Genomic DNA, 15,010 nt, shown 5'->3' with positions numbered 1-15,010 from the left:
AACTCAAGCCTGCTCCCCGGCCACCGGCGGGAACGGCTACCTGAACCTGAAGAATTCTCCTGTCGATGACTGAACTTGCCAGTGTGTCCAATGCCGTTTGCGGGCACTGCAAGCTGGTCGAGCTGCCTAGCCGGCTGGCAGGGACTGCCCCCGTCTCTTCGCACGCGCCACCTGGAAGTCCATGCCTCGCATCATTCGTCGGTCAGCTGGGTTCGCTGTCGGTCTGACCGCTGTAATCGGCCCCGGCAAGCTGTCCCCCGGAGGCCCAGGCACGATCGGTACCCCGGGCACCGGCACCCGCGCATACGCCGCACGGATCACGGCCGGCGGTGAAACCCCCGCCCAGCCCCTGCTCGGCCCCCGGTTGCCGGTGACTGGCTGTTGAGCACTAGGAGCTGCTTCAACGCAGAGGCCACCGCCGGGGCACCGAGCCGAGCCGCGTTTCGGTGAACTTTCCGGCTACCTCGGCAACGTCACCGCCAAGTCCCTCTCCGCCGCCCACATCGACGGAGAGCGCCGGCTCACCGCCGTCACCGCGGACAACAAGGTCGTCCACGCCATCCGCCACGCCGACCGCACCCGCCCCACCCCAGTCACCCTGCAGGGCATCACCGGCACCCTCGGCGCCATCTCCATCGCCAGCACCCTCAAACACCCTGCGCGTTCGTCCGGTGTCTGTGGCATCCCAGTGCCACGGACACCGGACGAGTCGTGGAGCTCATCGTGAAGGAATCCCATGTCTGACCCCAGTCCGCACTCCCTGCGGATGACCTGCCTGCTCGTCACCGCCACCGCGGTCGCCGCAAGCCTGATCTCGACCGGCTCCGCCCAGGCCCTGACCGGCCCCGAAGCCCCTGCCGGCCAATACGCCTACGTCGCAAAGCTGAACTTCGGCGATGAGGCCACCAGCCGCGCGTGCACCGCGACGCTGGTGAACGCCCGCTGGGTGCTGACTGCCGCCTCCTGCCTGGCTGCCAAGCCCGGCCACGCCATCACGGCCGGGCAACCCGCGCTCAAGACCACCGCGACCTTCGCCGGCGGCCAGACCCGCGAGATCGTCGAGGTCTCCGCGAGCGCCGCCGACCGCGACCTGGTCCTGGCCCGCCTGGCCACGCCCCTTACCGACGTCACTCCCGTCAAGCGCGCCACCGCCGCCCCCGCCCCTGGCAGTGACCTCACCGCCGCCGGGTTCGGCCGAACGAAGACCGAGTGGATGCCCGGCACGCTGCACACCGGCGCCTTCACTGCGGACTCTGCTGACGCCACGACGGTCGCCATCACCGGCAAGGGCACCGACGCCATCTGCAAGGGCGACACCGGCGGTCCGCTACTGAACGCGGCCGGCGAGCTGGTCGGTGTCAACAGCCGCTCCTGGCAAGGCGGGTGCCTCGGCGAGACCGAGACCCGTACCGGAGCGGTCTCCGCCCGAACCGACAACGTCGGCCAGTGGATCGACCAGACCACCGCCCCCCGCCACGGCGGTCAGGTGTCCCTGCTCGCCGCCGGCGGCGGCGCCTCGTGGTTGCAGTCCGGTGACCTCGGTTACGGCGAGTACGGCTCGTCGTGGGGCAAGGTCGACGGGCTGGACGTCTCCAAGGTGAGCACGGTACGCCACGGGGACAGCGTCCGGGCGTACGCCATCGCGGGGGGCAAGGTCTACGGTCATGACCTCGACCTCGCGACCGGCAAGTGGTCCCCGTGGGGCGAGATCCCGGGCGGTGCGGCCGGAGCGAAGGACATCACCGCCGCACTCGTCGGTGACACCGTCCACCTGCTGATCGTCGGCTCCGAAGGCAACCTGTACGCGCAGGCCGCCGACTACAGGGCCGGCCGCTGGAACACCACCTGGAAGGCTATCGGCGCGACCGGGCTCAGCCACATCACCAGCGCGGTTTCCGGCACCACCGTGCGCGTCCAGGGCATCGGCGGCGGCGAGGTCTACGGCCGCGACTTCGACACCCGCACCGGCAACTGGTCCGCCTGGGGCGCGGTCCCGGGCGGCGCCGGCGGCGCCGTCGACATCGCCTCCAGCACCGTCGGCAACAACGTCCACGTGCAAATCATCGGCTCCGACGGCGCGATCTGGACCCAGTACGGCAACTACGACGCCGGCCGCTGGAACGACGTGTGGACCAAGATCGGCGGCACCGGCCTGACCCGCATCAGCAGCGCCGCGTCAGGCAACACGGTCGAGCTGTACGGAGTGGGTGCCGAAGGTAAGATCAACAACGCGTCGATGAACACCACCACCGGTGCCTGGAGCGCCTTCACCGAGCTTCGGGGCGGTCTCGCCGGGGCCTCCGACGTCGCCGCCTCCGTCGCGGTCGCGCCCTCCAAGGTCACGCTGGCCGCGGCTGCCGAGAACACGCTGTTCGCCCAGAACGGCAAGCTGGACACGGGGGCCTTCGGCGCCCAGTGGGCCAATGTCGGCGGCGCTACCGTCACTCAGCTCGTCGGCGTCGACACCGGCAGCAGCGTCCGCTACGTGGGTGTGGCGGGCGGCAAGGTCTACGACCGCGAGTACAACGTCGGTGCCAACACCTGGGGCAACTGGACCGAGGTCCCCGGCGGCGCCGGCGGCGTCAAGGACGTCTCCGCCGCCATGATCAACAACGTGCTGTACGTCCAGGTCCTCGGATCGGACGGCGGCCTCTACACCCAGGTCGGCGACTACAACGCCGGCCGCTGGAACACCGGCTGGACCCCCGTCACCGGCATGACGGGCATGACCCACATCAGCAGCGCGAAGGTCGGCTCCTACGTCCGCCTCTACGGCATCCAGGGCGGCAAGGTCTACGGCCGCGACTTCGACAGCCGGAACGGCAGCTGGACCGGCTGGGGCGAACTGCCCGGCAACATGACCGGCGCCAAGGACATCGCCGTCTCCACCGTCGGCCACACCGCCCGCGTCCAGGTCGTCGGCGCAGACGGCGCGCTCCACGCGCAGACCGGCGACTACCTCGCCGGAATGTGGAAGCCGACCTGGACCAAGATCGGCGGCAGCGGCCTGACCCGCATCACCAGCGCCACCGCCGCCAACAACGTCCACGTCTACGCCACCGGAACCGGCGGCAAGGTCCACGGCCTCGCCCTCGACACCACGATGGGCACCTGGACCACCTGGCGCGAGATCCCCGGCACCCTCACCAACCCGACCGACCTCACCGCAACCACCACCAAGTAACGCCCCACACAGACCGGCCCCGCTCCCCACCCGGACCGCCCTCTTGGTGGGGGCGGGGCCGCCGTCACACCCCCAGCCACCACCGGAGCCACCGCCAGACGAACGACACGAGCCACCTCGGCACCCGCACCTTGGTGACCGCGAGAGCCCTATGTATAGGCCTGTTGGCCACCTGACCGTCACGGATCTTCAATAGGGCGGCTTCCCCAGCTCCAGCGGCGTCGGAGGAGATCCTGACCGTGGGCTCTCCGCGCCGTACGGAAACGAAGGGGCCGGGTATTGCAGCGCCTGGAGGCGTCCGCCCACCGGCATCGGGGGCGCCTTCAGGAGCTGCTGCGCGCGTACGGGCCCGGCAGGGAGCCCGCTGGCTTTGTTGGTGAGTGACGAGAGCACCTGTAGCTCAGCGGTGAGAGCACCCTCGTTCACGAGAGAGTGATGTCGCTGAGTTTCGAGAGCGCCTGGGTGGTTGCTTCGGAACCATGGTTGTGCTCTGCACGACGAGGCGCCCGGGTGCTGCCGAAGCCCATGGTTGATTCGCCGTGACGCCAAGGTCGGCCTGTCGCTGCGCGCGGGTCTTGCGGAAGTACGGCGTCGCCTACGCGACCGTGCGGAGGCACTGGTGTCGCCGCTGCCGGAACTGGCGTGCGACGCCGCGATGCTGTTGAGTCTGCAGGTCAAGTTGTCTAGAAGCCTTAGGGGTTGACGGTGTTCAGGACAGTACGGGGGCTCGCGGGTGGAGCAGCGTTGATAGTGGCGCTGACGGCGTGCGGAGGTGATGGTGACGACGGGGCGGGTGCTGCCGGTGGCGCCGGGGAAGCCGGCGGGAAGGCGAAGGCTCCGGTGGTCGTGACCGAGGACATGATCCGCACGGCCCTCATCAGCAAGGCGGCAGCGCCGCAGGGCTGGAAGCAGTCGGGCAGCATCCAGACCTACGAGGGCGGCGACAGCCTGCGGGAGTGCGAGGAGCACACATCGACGAGCTGCGGCGGCTTCGTCTCCGTCGGGTCGACCACCCTCTCCCTCGGAGAGGGCGGGGCGGTTGACCAATCGACCATCCGGTTCAGCATCGTGTCGTTCAGGTCTGTGGACGATGCGAAGGCAGGGCTGAAGGGCATGTCAGCCGAAGCGCGGCGCAAGGCGGGGTCCGAGGCGAAGCCGCTGAAGATCTCGGCGGGAGCGGACGAGACCGACGCCTTCACAGGCCCGCACACCGAGGTCATGATGCGCGTCGGAAGTGCCCTGATCCGGCTGGAGAGCGGGAACCTGAAGGAGAGCCAGCCCCAGCCCTACGGCGACTTCGCCAAGCTCCAGATCGACCGCCTCAACAAGACGACCGAGGGGAAGAACCCCGACGCCTGAGGCCGGCGCCCCTGGAGCGGCCGGGAGCAAGGTGCTGTCCCGGCCGCTCCACTGAGCGATGATCCGATCACCGCCCCAACGCGGGCTGGGTCAACCTGCCGCTATAGGGATCGAGCCGTTGCGGGCCGAAGCCGCGCCGGGGCGGTCAGGCGGTCCAACCGTTTCTGCTTCTGACCGACATTCCCGAGCCTCACAGGCTGGAACCGCTGCCAATAATCGTCGATGTTCGTTCTCGCATCTCACCTACGCAGCCAGCCCGCCTCGCACGGCCGGTACATGCTGTGCGCCCGACCTGAAAGCCTGATCGTCCGCGAGCGCATGCAGAACGTCCCGTTCCTCCTCCGCAGCCGCTGGGATGAGGCGCTGTCCTGCTGGACGACCTTGAATTCGCCTGGGGGCCGGTCACCCGCCTCAGCCGCTGACGTCAAGACGAAGGCGCCCGACCCCGTAGTTCTGGGGCGGGCGCCATCTGCGGTAACCATGCGGCAGGGTTCCTTGCCGCTGCGCGACCCGCGCGACCCCGCCGAACCTCCGCACCCCAACAATCCGCCCATCCCGCCCCCGAGCCGAGGAACAAGCCGAAGGCGCGCGGAAGCAACGAAGCGGACGGCTGCCGTCTGGTCCCACCGCGCACCGTCCGTGAACCCGGAACCAGCGCGGGAGCGTGAGCATCCACGCAAGCGGCGACACCGGCACCGGCATACAGCTCGGACTGCGGGCCAACCTCCCCCAGTTCGCCCTGCTCGTCGCGGTCAACGCACTCGTCGGCGGGATGCTCGGCCAGGAACGCACCGTCCTGCCTCTGCTCGCCGACGACGTCTTCCACCTGTCCGCCTACACCGCCGCCCTCACCTACATCGTGGCGTTCGGCACGACGAAGGCCGTCACCAACTTCTTCGCCGGCACCTGCTCCGACCGCTACGGCCGCAAACCGGTCCTGATCGCCGGATGGCTGATCGCCCTGCCCGTGCCCGCGATGCTGGCCTGGGGCCCCTCCTGGGGCTGGATCATCGCCGCGAACATCCTGCTCGGCATCAACCAGGGCCTGACCTGGTCCACCACCGTCATCATGAAGATCGACCTGGCCGGACCCGAACGCCGGGGACTCGCCATGGGCTTCAACGAAGCCGCCGGATACGGCGCCGTCGCGGCGACCGCCATGGCCACCGGCGCCATCGCCGAACACGCCGGACTGCGCCCCGCCCCGTTCCTCCTCGGGGCCGCCTACGTCGTCCTGGCCCTGGGCCTGTCGACCTTCGCCGTACGCGAGACCCGCGACCACGCCCGCCTCGAAGCCGCCCGCCACACCAACCCCACAGACGGCGGGCACGACGGGAAACTGACCACCGGCCAGATCGCCCGCCTGACCAGCCTCCGCGACAAGGCCCTCTCTGCCGCCAGCCAGGCCGGCCTCGTCAACAACCTCAACGACGCCCTCGCCTGGGGCATCTTCCCCCTGCTCTTCGCCGCCCACGGCCTGTCCATCGCACAGATCGGCATCCTCGCCGCCCTCTACCCCGCAGTCTGGGGCGCGGGCCAGATGCTGACGGGCTGGTGGTCCGACCACATCGGCCGCAAACACCTCATCACCGCGGGCATGCTGCTCCAGGCCGCCGCCATCGCCCTCGTCGCCGCCGGCACCACCTTCGGCGTCTGGGCCACCGCCCAGGTCCTCCTCGGCATCGGCACCGCCCTGGTCTACCCCACCCTGCTCGCCGTCATCGGCGACGTCGCACACCCCGCCTGGCGCGCCCGCGCCGTCGGCGTCTACCGCCTCTGGCGGGACGGCGGCTTCGCCATCGGCGCCCTCCTCGCAGGCGTCCTCGCCGACGCCTACGGCCTGACCACCGCCATCTACGCCATCGCAGCCCTCACCGCAGCCTCCGGCCTCCTCGTCGCGGTGCGCATGTACGAAACGCATCCCCGCACCTGACCACCGCACCGTCGAGGTTCCCCAGCCACACGAGGCGCCGGGGCACTGTCGGCGTCGTCGCAACCTCCTGGTGACGACGCGCTACGCCTGGGCGCGTGCCACTACGCTGCTGGACGAGCGGTCAGGCCGCGTTCCCCGTATGGCCGCTCATCCGTTCCTCCATGTGTCCGAAGAACACCTCGGGCGGCGTCACTCCAGCCGTCACCCTGGCGAACTCGTCCTGCGCCGACGGGCTCTGGGACACCGCGAGGAGCAGCTGCTCCATCTCGGGAGGTGGGGGCTCCAACGTTGCGAACTCCGCCGTGAATTCATACATGCTCATAACCTGGGCATCCCTGGCCTCCTGGGTCGCCCGCATGGCTTCTTCGAAGGGCTGCCGTCCGTCGAGTGTGTCGCCCAGTGCCCGGGCGCACCGCTCCGCATCCCGGAAGGCGTCCTGGATGCCCTGGGCGGTGATGGGGTCCTTCAGGTATCCGGCATCGCCGACCAGCACCCAGCCTGGGCCGTAGGGCTTGCGGAAGTAGTTGGGGATGGCCATGCCCAGGAACCGCTCGGCCCGGGTGGCGGCCGAGACCCGCTCGGCGAAGGCCGGTGCCAGGGCCAGCGTCGCACGGTAATTGCCTTCGACGTCCGCACGGTTGGCCTCGAAGTCACGCATCGGCCAGGCGCAGATGAGCAGTGTCAGATCGTCGTTGGTGGGCCAGGCGGCGAAGGCCCGGTCCCCGCGGTCGTACGCCTCGAACGTCCCGCGCATCGGAAGCCCGGACCAGTAGGTGTAGTAGTAGGCGTTGATCTTCGGTTTCTCCGCGTAGCCGACGGCGCCCACGGCCTTCGCGACCGACGAGTGGAGTCCGTCCGCGCCCACGACGAACCGGGCGCACTCGGTGACGGTCTTCCCGTCCTTGCCGTGGCCCTTGATGCCGGTCACCGTGTCCCCGTCGGTCAAGATCTCCTCGACGGTGAACCCCTGGCGCACCTCGGCACCGGACTCCGCGGCAGCGTCGATGAGGATCTCGTCCAGGACGGTGCGTCGCGGTGCGTACGAGGCGTCGAAGCCCTCTCCGGCCGGCGAACCCGTGATGGTGAAGGGGCCGAGGTCGAACGCGTAGGTGTCTATGGGCGGGCAACCGGTCTCGACCACCCGATCCAGCAACCCCCATCGCTCCAGCGCGGCGAGGCCCGGCGGGTGGATCAGATGGGTGGAGATCGTGTCGCTCGGAAACGTCGCCCGGTCGACCAGGAGGACCCTGTGTCCGAGGCGGGCGAGAAGCATGGCGGTCGGTGCCCCTGCGCAGCGTCCACCGACGACGATCACGTCGTGGTCGCGGGTGCCGGTGTCGGTGCCGGTGCCGGTCGCGCTGGCTGCACTGGTCATGGCCCCACCTGCCCATCGGTCGGCACCGCCCTCCCGGCTCCTGATCCGGTCGACCAGGAGCCGGGCCCACCCGTCGTCGCGATGCGGTTTGGCCCCCTTCCACGCTAGACCAGGCCCGCCTTCGGGGCCCGCCGGAGCACGGTCGGTGCAGAAGCCCAGGGAGGCATCCTGGTCAGCCTGCCCGCCCGACGACGTCCAGCTCCAGTGGGATCGCCCTGGGCGCGACCGGTCACACGCCGAACCTGTTCGCGGACCGGCCGGAGGCCGGCCCGACCAGAGGCGCCTGCTCCCGCGGCACGCGCGTATCTGGGGTCCCGTAGACGGACTCCCCGCAAAGTCCCAGGTCAACGGCCTGGGCCTTGTTTGTTGCCGGACCTCTGAGGGCGGGCGACCGTCAGTCGGGGCGGATGTTCTTGATGTGGTGGAAGGCGTTGTCGGGGTCGTACTTGGCCTTGACCTCCGCGAGCTGTCCGTAGGTGCGGTCGCCGTATGCCTCACGGACGCGGCTGGGGTCGTCGTCGGAGTCGAGGAAGTTGACGTAGACGCCGGTGGCGCGGTGCGGTCCGTGCCGGCCGAGCAGGGCCGGCCAGGCCGCGCGCACCGCTTCCGGTCTGGGTGATGCGACGGGTCATCAAGGTGATCGCGGCCCATGTGATGAGGGCCTCGCTGTGCTGGACGAGTCGTTCGTAGTCGCGGGCATGACGGCGAGCCTGCGTGATCCACGACAGGGTGCGTTCGACGACCCAGCGGCGGGGCAGGACGACGAATCCGGTGGCGTCCTTGGGCCTGCTGACCGTTTTGACGGTGAGGCGGAGGTACTTCTTCGCCCAGTCGACGAGCTGGCCGGCGTATGCGGAGTCGGCCCAGACAATGGTGATTTCGGGGTGCATGAGGCGGAGGCGGAAGAGGACTTCCTTGGCTGCGTCGCGGTCGGTCATGTCGGCGGGGGTGACCATGACCAGCAGCGGGAGGCCGCGGGTGTCCACCACGAGGTGGCGCTTCCTGCCATTGATCTTTTTCGCGGCGTCGTAGCCGCGTGAGTCCTTGCCGACGGTCTCGGCCGCCTTGACGCTCTGGGAGTCGATGACGGTGGCGGCGGCTCTGGGGCCTTTGCCCATGTCACGGCGGATGCGTCCGCGCAGGTGGTCGCGGATCTGCCCGACGATGCCGGCGGCGGTCCAGCGGGCCATGAAGCCCCAGACCGTGCGTCAGGGCGGGTAGTCGGCGGGCAGGGCCCGCCACTTGCAGCCGGTGTCGATGACGTAGCGGATCGCGTCGGCGATCTCTCTGCGGGGCCACTTCTCGGGGGCCCCGCCGGTCTCGGTCTGGCAGGCGGGGATCGGCAAGAGGGGTTCGTTTGAGGCCCACTCGGCGTCGGTGGTGTCCGAGGGGTAGCGGCGTTGGCGCATCAAGTTCACCCGGGTGAAGTCGAAAGCGGGGGTGGGGGGGGGGGGGGGGAGGAGGAGGGGGGGGGGGGGGGGGGTGGGGGGGGGGGGGGGGGCGGGGGGGGGGGGGGGGGGGGGGGGCGGGCGCGCCCCCCCCCCCCCCCCCCCCCACCCCCGTGCAGGTCAGGCGGTTGCGATGAGGTCGAGGGTGGATTCGATGGAGTTGAGCTGGGCGACGATGTGCTTGACCCACTTGTCGCCCGGGTGGGCGGCGGCGTGGGGTGCGACGGTGCCGGTGATGAACCGGCGGAACTCGGTGAGCTTCTCGTTGATCACCTGCCGTTCATAGGCTTCGAGGGCTGCTCGTTCGGCTCCGAGCTGGTAGCCGTTCTCCCTGGTCCAGATCAGGGGTGGCCAGCCGTTGGAAGCGATCAGGTCCCGCAGGGCGGCGAGCCCTGCCCGTACTAGGCCGGGTGAGAGTTCGCTGGCCGTGGCCAGCTGGTGGAAGACGAGGCCCGCAGGGCGGGCCTCGAAGAGGATGAAGCGGAGTGTGTCGGCGTGCCGCTGGGCGGCCTGGCCCCGGCGCCTGGACGCGCGGGGCAGGGCTATTCGCCGGCCAGAAGGCGGGCGAGCTCTCCGTCGACGTCGACCTTGCCGGTGTCGACAGCTGTCTCGATCCAGTCCAAAGTGGCCCGAACACGGGACACGTTCTCGTGGACGATCGTCTTCTCGTCCTCGCCGAGCTGCCTGTCCCGCAGTCCCGGGACGGTGCGGCCAGCGGCCGCGACGAAGGAGTGACAGGCCGCGACCAGGTCGATGAACTCCATCGTCCGCTCGATCCGGCGGACCGCAGGCGCGACCGAGCTGGTGCGTTCGAAGTGCTCGCGTGCCTGTCGGCCCCGTTCGACCTGGGCGTGATTGACCTGGTGGCGGGCGGTGTCGTCGGCCATGGCCTTGAACGCGACTGCCACCTGATCCGCGGGGACGGTCGGGGCGTCCGCGGGGCCGCCCAGGCGCAGCAGGAGACCGGCCTCGACCAGGTCCGCGATGGCGCCCGCGGTCACCGCGGGCCGGAACAACGGCAGCGGGGTACCGAGGGCCGCGGTGAGGCGGTCGGCCGCCTCGAACGACGACAGCCCGACCAAGCCCGCGCGCACGCCCTCGGCGTCCACCCGGTCCAGCACCTCCACCGGCCAACCACCCCCGCCCCCGGCCACGTCGGTGTCGGCCGGCGGGACGGCCGCGGTGGCCACCGCCCACCGCCACGCCTGAACCGACACCCGCAAACGAGCCGCCGCCCCGAACTCGTCACACCGCACCTGATCCGCCATGAAACGCACTCCGATCGCACACCGCGGCCCGACCGTCGACCCGCGCCACACAACATGAAGGAACGTCGCAGAAGGTGTCAATCGGGTTGATTGCAGGGTGAGTTGGGCGCGCGTTGCACAAGTCGCGTACGCGTACGCGAGGCCCGGATTCACCCCCGCGGGGACCGCGGCGCCCTCGGGAAGCCGGTGCCGGTCCGGCCAGCCGGGCATGCGGAAGGGCTGCAACCCCGCGCTCGGGGGTTGCAGCCCTTCGCCGTCGCGTAGGCGGCCCGGGTGCGAGGCGAGCGCAGGTTTTCAGCGGAACCCGTACCTGCAGCTCGGCGTAGCAGCGGGCGCAGACCGGAAGCGGGCCGCCGGGCCCTTCACCCAGGCCGGGGGCAGGGCGCGCAGACCCGGGCCGACCAGGCGGCCGGACTGCTCGAACAGCGGGCCCGGCCGTCAGATGGCGGTGGCGCCAGCGAGCGTAGGCCTCAGAGTCCCACCAGCGGGCACCTTTCAGGTGGCGTGCCGGAGCAGGAAGTCCCCCTGAAGCGGTCGATGCCTCGGGCCCTGGGCCCGGACCTCACCAACCCTCAGGGAACCCAGGCATTGGCGTGAAGAGGTCAGCGGCGCGGTGCCGGTTCCGGGTGGCATCGACTGTTTGACCTGGGCACGCGCAACCGGCCACATCCAGCACGGTTACCGGACAGATGATCGAAATGTTTCGGCGCCGAGCAGAAATGGCCGCATAGCTTTGATGGACCATTCAACGCATCCCGGGGGGCTTTTGCGTAGAACCAGAGTTTCCGTACGCGCTGCCAGCGTCGTGACACTGACGCTGGCCTCGCCCTCGCTCGGCATGGCCCCGCCCGCCTCGCAGGCGGCGGACACCGAGCTGCCGGCCGTAGAGAAGGGGCAGCTGGCGCAGATCGCCGATGCCTACCTCCAGCGCCGAGCCGACGCCGTCACCATCTCGGGGTCCCAGGGCCTGCGCACCGCGGCACCTCTTGCGTTGACTGCGCAGGCGGCCGGCGAACTCGGAGGCGAGATCGCCGCACTGCGGGAGAACGCTCAGGCGCTGGAAGAGCGCTGGAGCGGGTTCAGTCACGCCGAAGTGACCGTCATTCCCGGCAAGGGCACGGTCAGCGGCGACACCGCGACGCCGGCGGTCGAGGAGGAAACCCGCCTGTACTTCCCCGACGTCCGGGAGGGGGACGAGATCACGCACACCTCGTACGTCCTCCCCCACACCCTGACGTTCAAGCATGGCGCGGACGGCGCGTGGAAACTCGCGGACGATCAGACGCCCGACAACGGCTCGGGGCCCGCACTGCCCACACAGCTCGAGGAGGATCCCGGCCCCATCAACGAGCCGGGCCCCCCGACGACGAGCCGCTACCCGGCTCCGAGGACGAGGGCCCCAAGCCCCCGCCCAGCACCATCGACGGGACCGACAGCGACGGATCAGTGCCGGACGCCAAGCCGATGGCCACGGCCCGGTACAACTACGGCGCGGTGATCACGTACGCGAAGAATTACGGCCACCGCGGTAACCCCAACCTTCGCACCTACGACCAGGACTGCACCAACTTCATCTCCCAGGCGGTAACGGCCGGCGGCTGGAGAATCACCCCAGGCACCATCTCGGAGCGGAAGGACAACCGGAAGTGGTGGTACGGGCACTACTCCTGGACGACCAGCTACACCTGGGCCGGGGCGGAGAACTGGTTCTGGTTCGCCCGCGTGCACTCTGGCAGGACCGAGCGCATCCCGAACGTCTGGGACATGATCCCGTCCGACGTACTCCAGGCTGACTGGGGGCCGCGGCCAAACGGAACCATCAACCACACGATGATGGTCACGGGCAGGCAGCGAGGCATGCTCTACATGACCTACCACACCCCCAACACCATCGACATGCCGCTCAGCTACCTTCGAGCCAAGTACCCCGGCTCATGGTGGTACACCCACCGCACCTGACCCGAAGGGTGGAAGCCATGAACAAGGCCCTCGCGCTGCTGGCGGTGCCTGTCCTGTGCGCAGCGCTCGCCGCCTGTTCTTCTGACGACAAGGACGGCAGGAGCGAGAAGGAGACCGCCGAGAAGTACATCGCCGCGCTCAACGCCCGGGACCCTCAGGGACTCATCGACCTGAATCATCATGTGCCGGGCGAGACCGGGGTGAAAGAGCACGCCGACAAGCTGATAGCGGAGAACGGCGGCCGCGGCCTCAAGATCGCGAAGATCAACGCGAGCCACGAGTTCGAGCCCACCCTCGCGAGCGTGCACATCACCGGCACCGACCGCGCCGGCAAACCGTTCAGCATGTACGTCCTGATGGACAAGAAGGACGGCGACTGGGTCATCGGCCTGGGCAAACTCCCCATCAAGGGCACACCCAAGGCGACCTCCAACTAGTGCTGTGACCGTGAACGTTTACCGGGTCGCTCGTTGTGCTGGTTGGAAGTGACGATGCTTCCAACCATCGCGGGGAGGGCGGGTGGCGCATCCGGTCAGGGTCCGTGGGCTGACCGAGCAGGAGGGGCAGAAACTGCAGCAGGTCGTGCGGCGGGGCAGTACCAGCTCGGTGCGGTTCCGGCGGGCGATGATGCTGCTGGCCTCGGCTGGGGGCAGCACGGTCCCGGTGATTGCGCGGCTGGTGCAGGCGGACGAGGACACCGTGCGCGACGTGATCCACAAGTTCAACGAGATCGGGCTCGCATGTCTGGACCCTCGGTGGGCGGGAGGCCGCCCCGCCTTCTCGATCGTGACGACGAGGACTTCGTCGTTCAGACGGCCACCACCCGCCCGACCGTGCTGGGCAAGCCCTTCACCCGCTGGTCGATCCGCAAGCTCGCCGATCATCTGCGCAGGAACATATCCCGGCCCGTCCGGATCGGCCGGGAGGCCCTGCGTTGCTTACTGGCCCGTCGCGGGATCTCCTTCCAGCGCACGAAAACCTGGAAGGAGTCCCCGGACCCGGACTTCGACGCCAAGCTCGCCCGCATCGAGTATGCGATCAACGAGCGGCCCGACCGCACCTTCGCCTTCGACGAGTTCGGGCCGTTGGGCATCCGCCCGACCGCCGGCTCCTGCTGGGCTGAGCGAGGCCACCCCGACCGGCTGCCGGCGACGTTCCGCCGCACCCACGGGATCACCTACTTCCACGGCTGCTACTCCGTCGGGGACGACCAGATGTGGGGCGTCAACCGACGTCGCAAGGGCATCGACCACACCTGGGCGGCCTTGAGAACGATCCGGGCAGCACGTCCGGACGGCGCCCCGATCTACGTGATCCTTGACAATCTCTCCGCCCACACGAACCGGCGGATGAAACGCTGGGCGGCCAAGAACAAGGTCGAGCTGTGCTTCACCCCGACCTACGAGTCCTGGGCCAATCCCATCAAGGCCCACTTCGGTCCCCTGCGGCAGTTCACCCTTGCCAACTCCCACCACCCCAACCACACCGTCCAGACCAGGGCCCTGCACGCCTACCTGCGCTGGCGCAACAAGAACGCCCGCGACCCCGACGTCCTGGCCGCGCAGCGACGCGAACGCGCCCGCGTCCGCAGCGAGAAAGCCATCCGATGGGGCGGCAGACCGCTACCAACAGCGGCCTGAGCAGGACGGAAGAAACGCCGACTTCACCCTGCGGGCAGCCCGGAGATCGGGCTGCGACAGACTGACGTGGTGATCGACAACGCCTTCGTGATCGTTTCCGGTCTGCCGGCCAGCGGCAAGAGCACCCTGGCCCGCGGACTTGCCGCGGAACTCGGCCTGCCGGTCATCGACAAAGACGTGATCCTGGAATCGCTCTACGACTCCCTCGGCATCGGCGATCAGGCATGGCGCTACCGACTGAGCCGGGCCAGCGACGACATCCTGTTCGCGCTCGCTGCCGACGCCGGGCGAGCCGTCCTCGTCAACTGGTGGCACCGCGACACCGCCCCCGCCCGACTCCACCAACTCGACGCTCAGCTGGTCGAGGTGTTCTGCGACTGCGATACCGAACTTGTGGCTGAACGGTTCCGGACACGCAAACGCCACCCAGGCCACCTCGACCAGGACCTCACCCGCGAGGCGATCAGCGACCGCGTCACCGTCTGGGCCGCCCACCCAGGACCGCTCGGACTGGGCGGGCGTCCTTTGATCGTCGACACCGCCCAGACCGTCGACATCAACACCCTCGCCAAAGAGGTCGACGCACTCATCACGGGCCCTCAACGTTGAACTGACGGCGGCACCACGGCCCGAACGGGACAGGTCAACCCATCACTTCCCATCCCGGTGAACCTTCCCGGTCACAGCACTAGGTACCGCCGCACCACCGGGGGGGGGGGGGGGGGGGGGGGGGGGGGGGGGGGGGGGGGGGGGGGGGGGGGGGGGGGGGGGGGGGGGGGGGGGGGAGAGGGAGGGGGGGGGGGGGGGGGGGGGGGGGGGGGAGGGGGGGCGGGGGGGGCGGGGG

10 protein-coding genes and 3 pseudogenes are annotated in these 15,010 nt (G+C 69.7%); 8 read left to right on the top strand and 5 right to left on the bottom strand.

Annotation, left to right across the window (positions count from 1 at the left end; translation table 11 throughout):
* Window positions 1-736 precede the first annotated feature (736 nt).
* The 3 genes from ACZ7H1_RS21250 (at window position 737) to ACZ7H1_RS21240 (ending at window position 6,476) form a co-directional block, all read left to right on the top strand.
* The gene (locus ACZ7H1_RS21250; RefSeq protein ID WP_470788640.1) at window positions 737-3,184 is read left to right on the top strand and encodes a trypsin-like serine protease; all 2,448 of its coding nucleotides are present in this window, start codon (window positions 737-739) and stop codon (window positions 3,182-3,184) included.
* A gap of 846 nt (window positions 3,185-4,030) precedes the next feature.
* The gene (locus ACZ7H1_RS21245) at window positions 4,031-4,543 is read left to right on the top strand and encodes a hypothetical protein (RefSeq protein ID WP_470788639.1); all 513 of its coding nucleotides are present in this window, start codon (window positions 4,031-4,033) and stop codon (window positions 4,541-4,543) included.
* A 664-nt stretch (window positions 4,544-5,207) separates the two neighbouring features.
* Window positions 5,208-6,476, top strand: coding sequence for an MFS transporter (locus ACZ7H1_RS21240; protein WP_470788637.1), 1,269 nt, complete (start codon window positions 5,208-5,210; stop codon window positions 6,474-6,476).
* A 121-nt stretch (window positions 6,477-6,597) separates the two neighbouring features.
* Here the strand turns inward: ACZ7H1_RS21240 and ACZ7H1_RS21235 are convergent, their stop codons facing one another.
* The 5 genes and pseudogenes from ACZ7H1_RS21235 to ACZ7H1_RS21215 all read right to left on the bottom strand — a co-directional run.
* Window positions 6,598-7,851 (bottom strand): NAD(P)/FAD-dependent oxidoreductase, encoded by a 1,254-nt coding sequence (locus ACZ7H1_RS21235; protein WP_470788636.1) that lies wholly within the window; start codon window positions 7,849-7,851, stop codon window positions 6,598-6,600.
* Between the two features lie 394 nt (window positions 7,852-8,245).
* Window positions 8,246-8,431 (bottom strand): BBE domain-containing protein, encoded by a 186-nt coding sequence (locus ACZ7H1_RS21230; protein WP_470788675.1) that lies wholly within the window; start codon window positions 8,429-8,431, stop codon window positions 8,246-8,248.
* A pseudogene (locus tag ACZ7H1_RS21225) lies at window positions 8,346-9,260 on the bottom strand (IS5 family transposase). The gene ACZ7H1_RS21230 and the pseudogene ACZ7H1_RS21225 overlap by 86 nt, the downstream one beginning before the upstream one ends.
* A gap of 159 nt (window positions 9,261-9,419) precedes the next feature.
* The gene (locus ACZ7H1_RS21220) at window positions 9,420-9,839 is read right to left on the bottom strand and encodes a RacP protein (RefSeq protein ID WP_470788673.1); all 420 of its coding nucleotides are present in this window, start codon (window positions 9,837-9,839) and stop codon (window positions 9,420-9,422) included.
* Window positions 9,840-9,841: 2 nt separating this feature from the next.
* Window positions 9,842-10,201, bottom strand: a pseudogene (locus ACZ7H1_RS21215) (DUF6192 family protein); the annotation flags it as partial.
* A 1,171-nt stretch (window positions 10,202-11,372) separates the two neighbouring features.
* On the opposite strand from ACZ7H1_RS21215, the gene ACZ7H1_RS21210 reads away from it, so the two are divergent.
* From ACZ7H1_RS21210 to ACZ7H1_RS21190, 5 genes and pseudogenes are all read left to right on the top strand, one after another.
* Window positions 11,373-12,065, top strand: coding sequence for a hypothetical protein (locus ACZ7H1_RS21210; RefSeq protein ID WP_470788635.1), 693 nt, complete (start codon window positions 11,373-11,375; stop codon window positions 12,063-12,065).
* On the top strand, window positions 12,032-12,526 hold the full coding sequence (locus ACZ7H1_RS21205) for an amidase domain-containing protein (protein ID WP_470788634.1): 495 nt from the start codon (window positions 12,032-12,034) through the stop codon (window positions 12,524-12,526). The genes ACZ7H1_RS21210 and ACZ7H1_RS21205 overlap by 34 nt, the downstream gene beginning before the upstream one ends.
* A 17-nt stretch (window positions 12,527-12,543) precedes the next feature.
* Window positions 12,544-12,963 (top strand): hypothetical protein, encoded by a 420-nt coding sequence (locus ACZ7H1_RS21200; RefSeq protein WP_470788632.1) that lies wholly within the window; start codon window positions 12,544-12,546, stop codon window positions 12,961-12,963.
* Between the two features lie 82 nt (window positions 12,964-13,045).
* Window positions 13,046-14,166: pseudogene (locus ACZ7H1_RS21195) on the top strand (IS630 family transposase).
* Between the two features lie 69 nt (window positions 14,167-14,235).
* A complete protein-coding gene (locus ACZ7H1_RS21190; protein ID WP_470788630.1) occupies window positions 14,236-14,775 on the top strand; it encodes a P-loop nucleotide/nucleoside kinase family protein in 540 nt (179 codons plus the stop codon).
* Window positions 14,776-15,010: the final 235 nt, after the last annotated feature.

The sequence above is a fragment of the Streptomyces sp. NPDC037401 genome (genome assembly GCF_055602345.1).
This window is presented reverse-complemented; position numbering and strand designations above follow the sequence as displayed.

What these genes read in the sequence shown, in the direction of transcription:
- ACZ7H1_RS21250 (WP_470788640.1), top strand. Translation starts at nt 737, where the DNA reads ATGTCTGACCCCAGTCCGCACTCCCTGCGGATGACCTGCCTGCTCGTC.
- ACZ7H1_RS21235 (WP_470788636.1), bottom strand. Translation starts at nt 7,851, where the DNA reads ATGACCAGTGCAGCCAGCGCGACCGGCACCGGCACCGACACCGGCACC.
- ACZ7H1_RS21205 (WP_470788634.1), top strand. Translation starts at nt 12,032, where the DNA reads ATGGCCACGGCCCGGTACAACTACGGCGCGGTGATCACGTACGCGAAG.
- ACZ7H1_RS21200 (WP_470788632.1), top strand. Translation starts at nt 12,544, where the DNA reads ATGAACAAGGCCCTCGCGCTGCTGGCGGTGCCTGTCCTGTGCGCAGCG.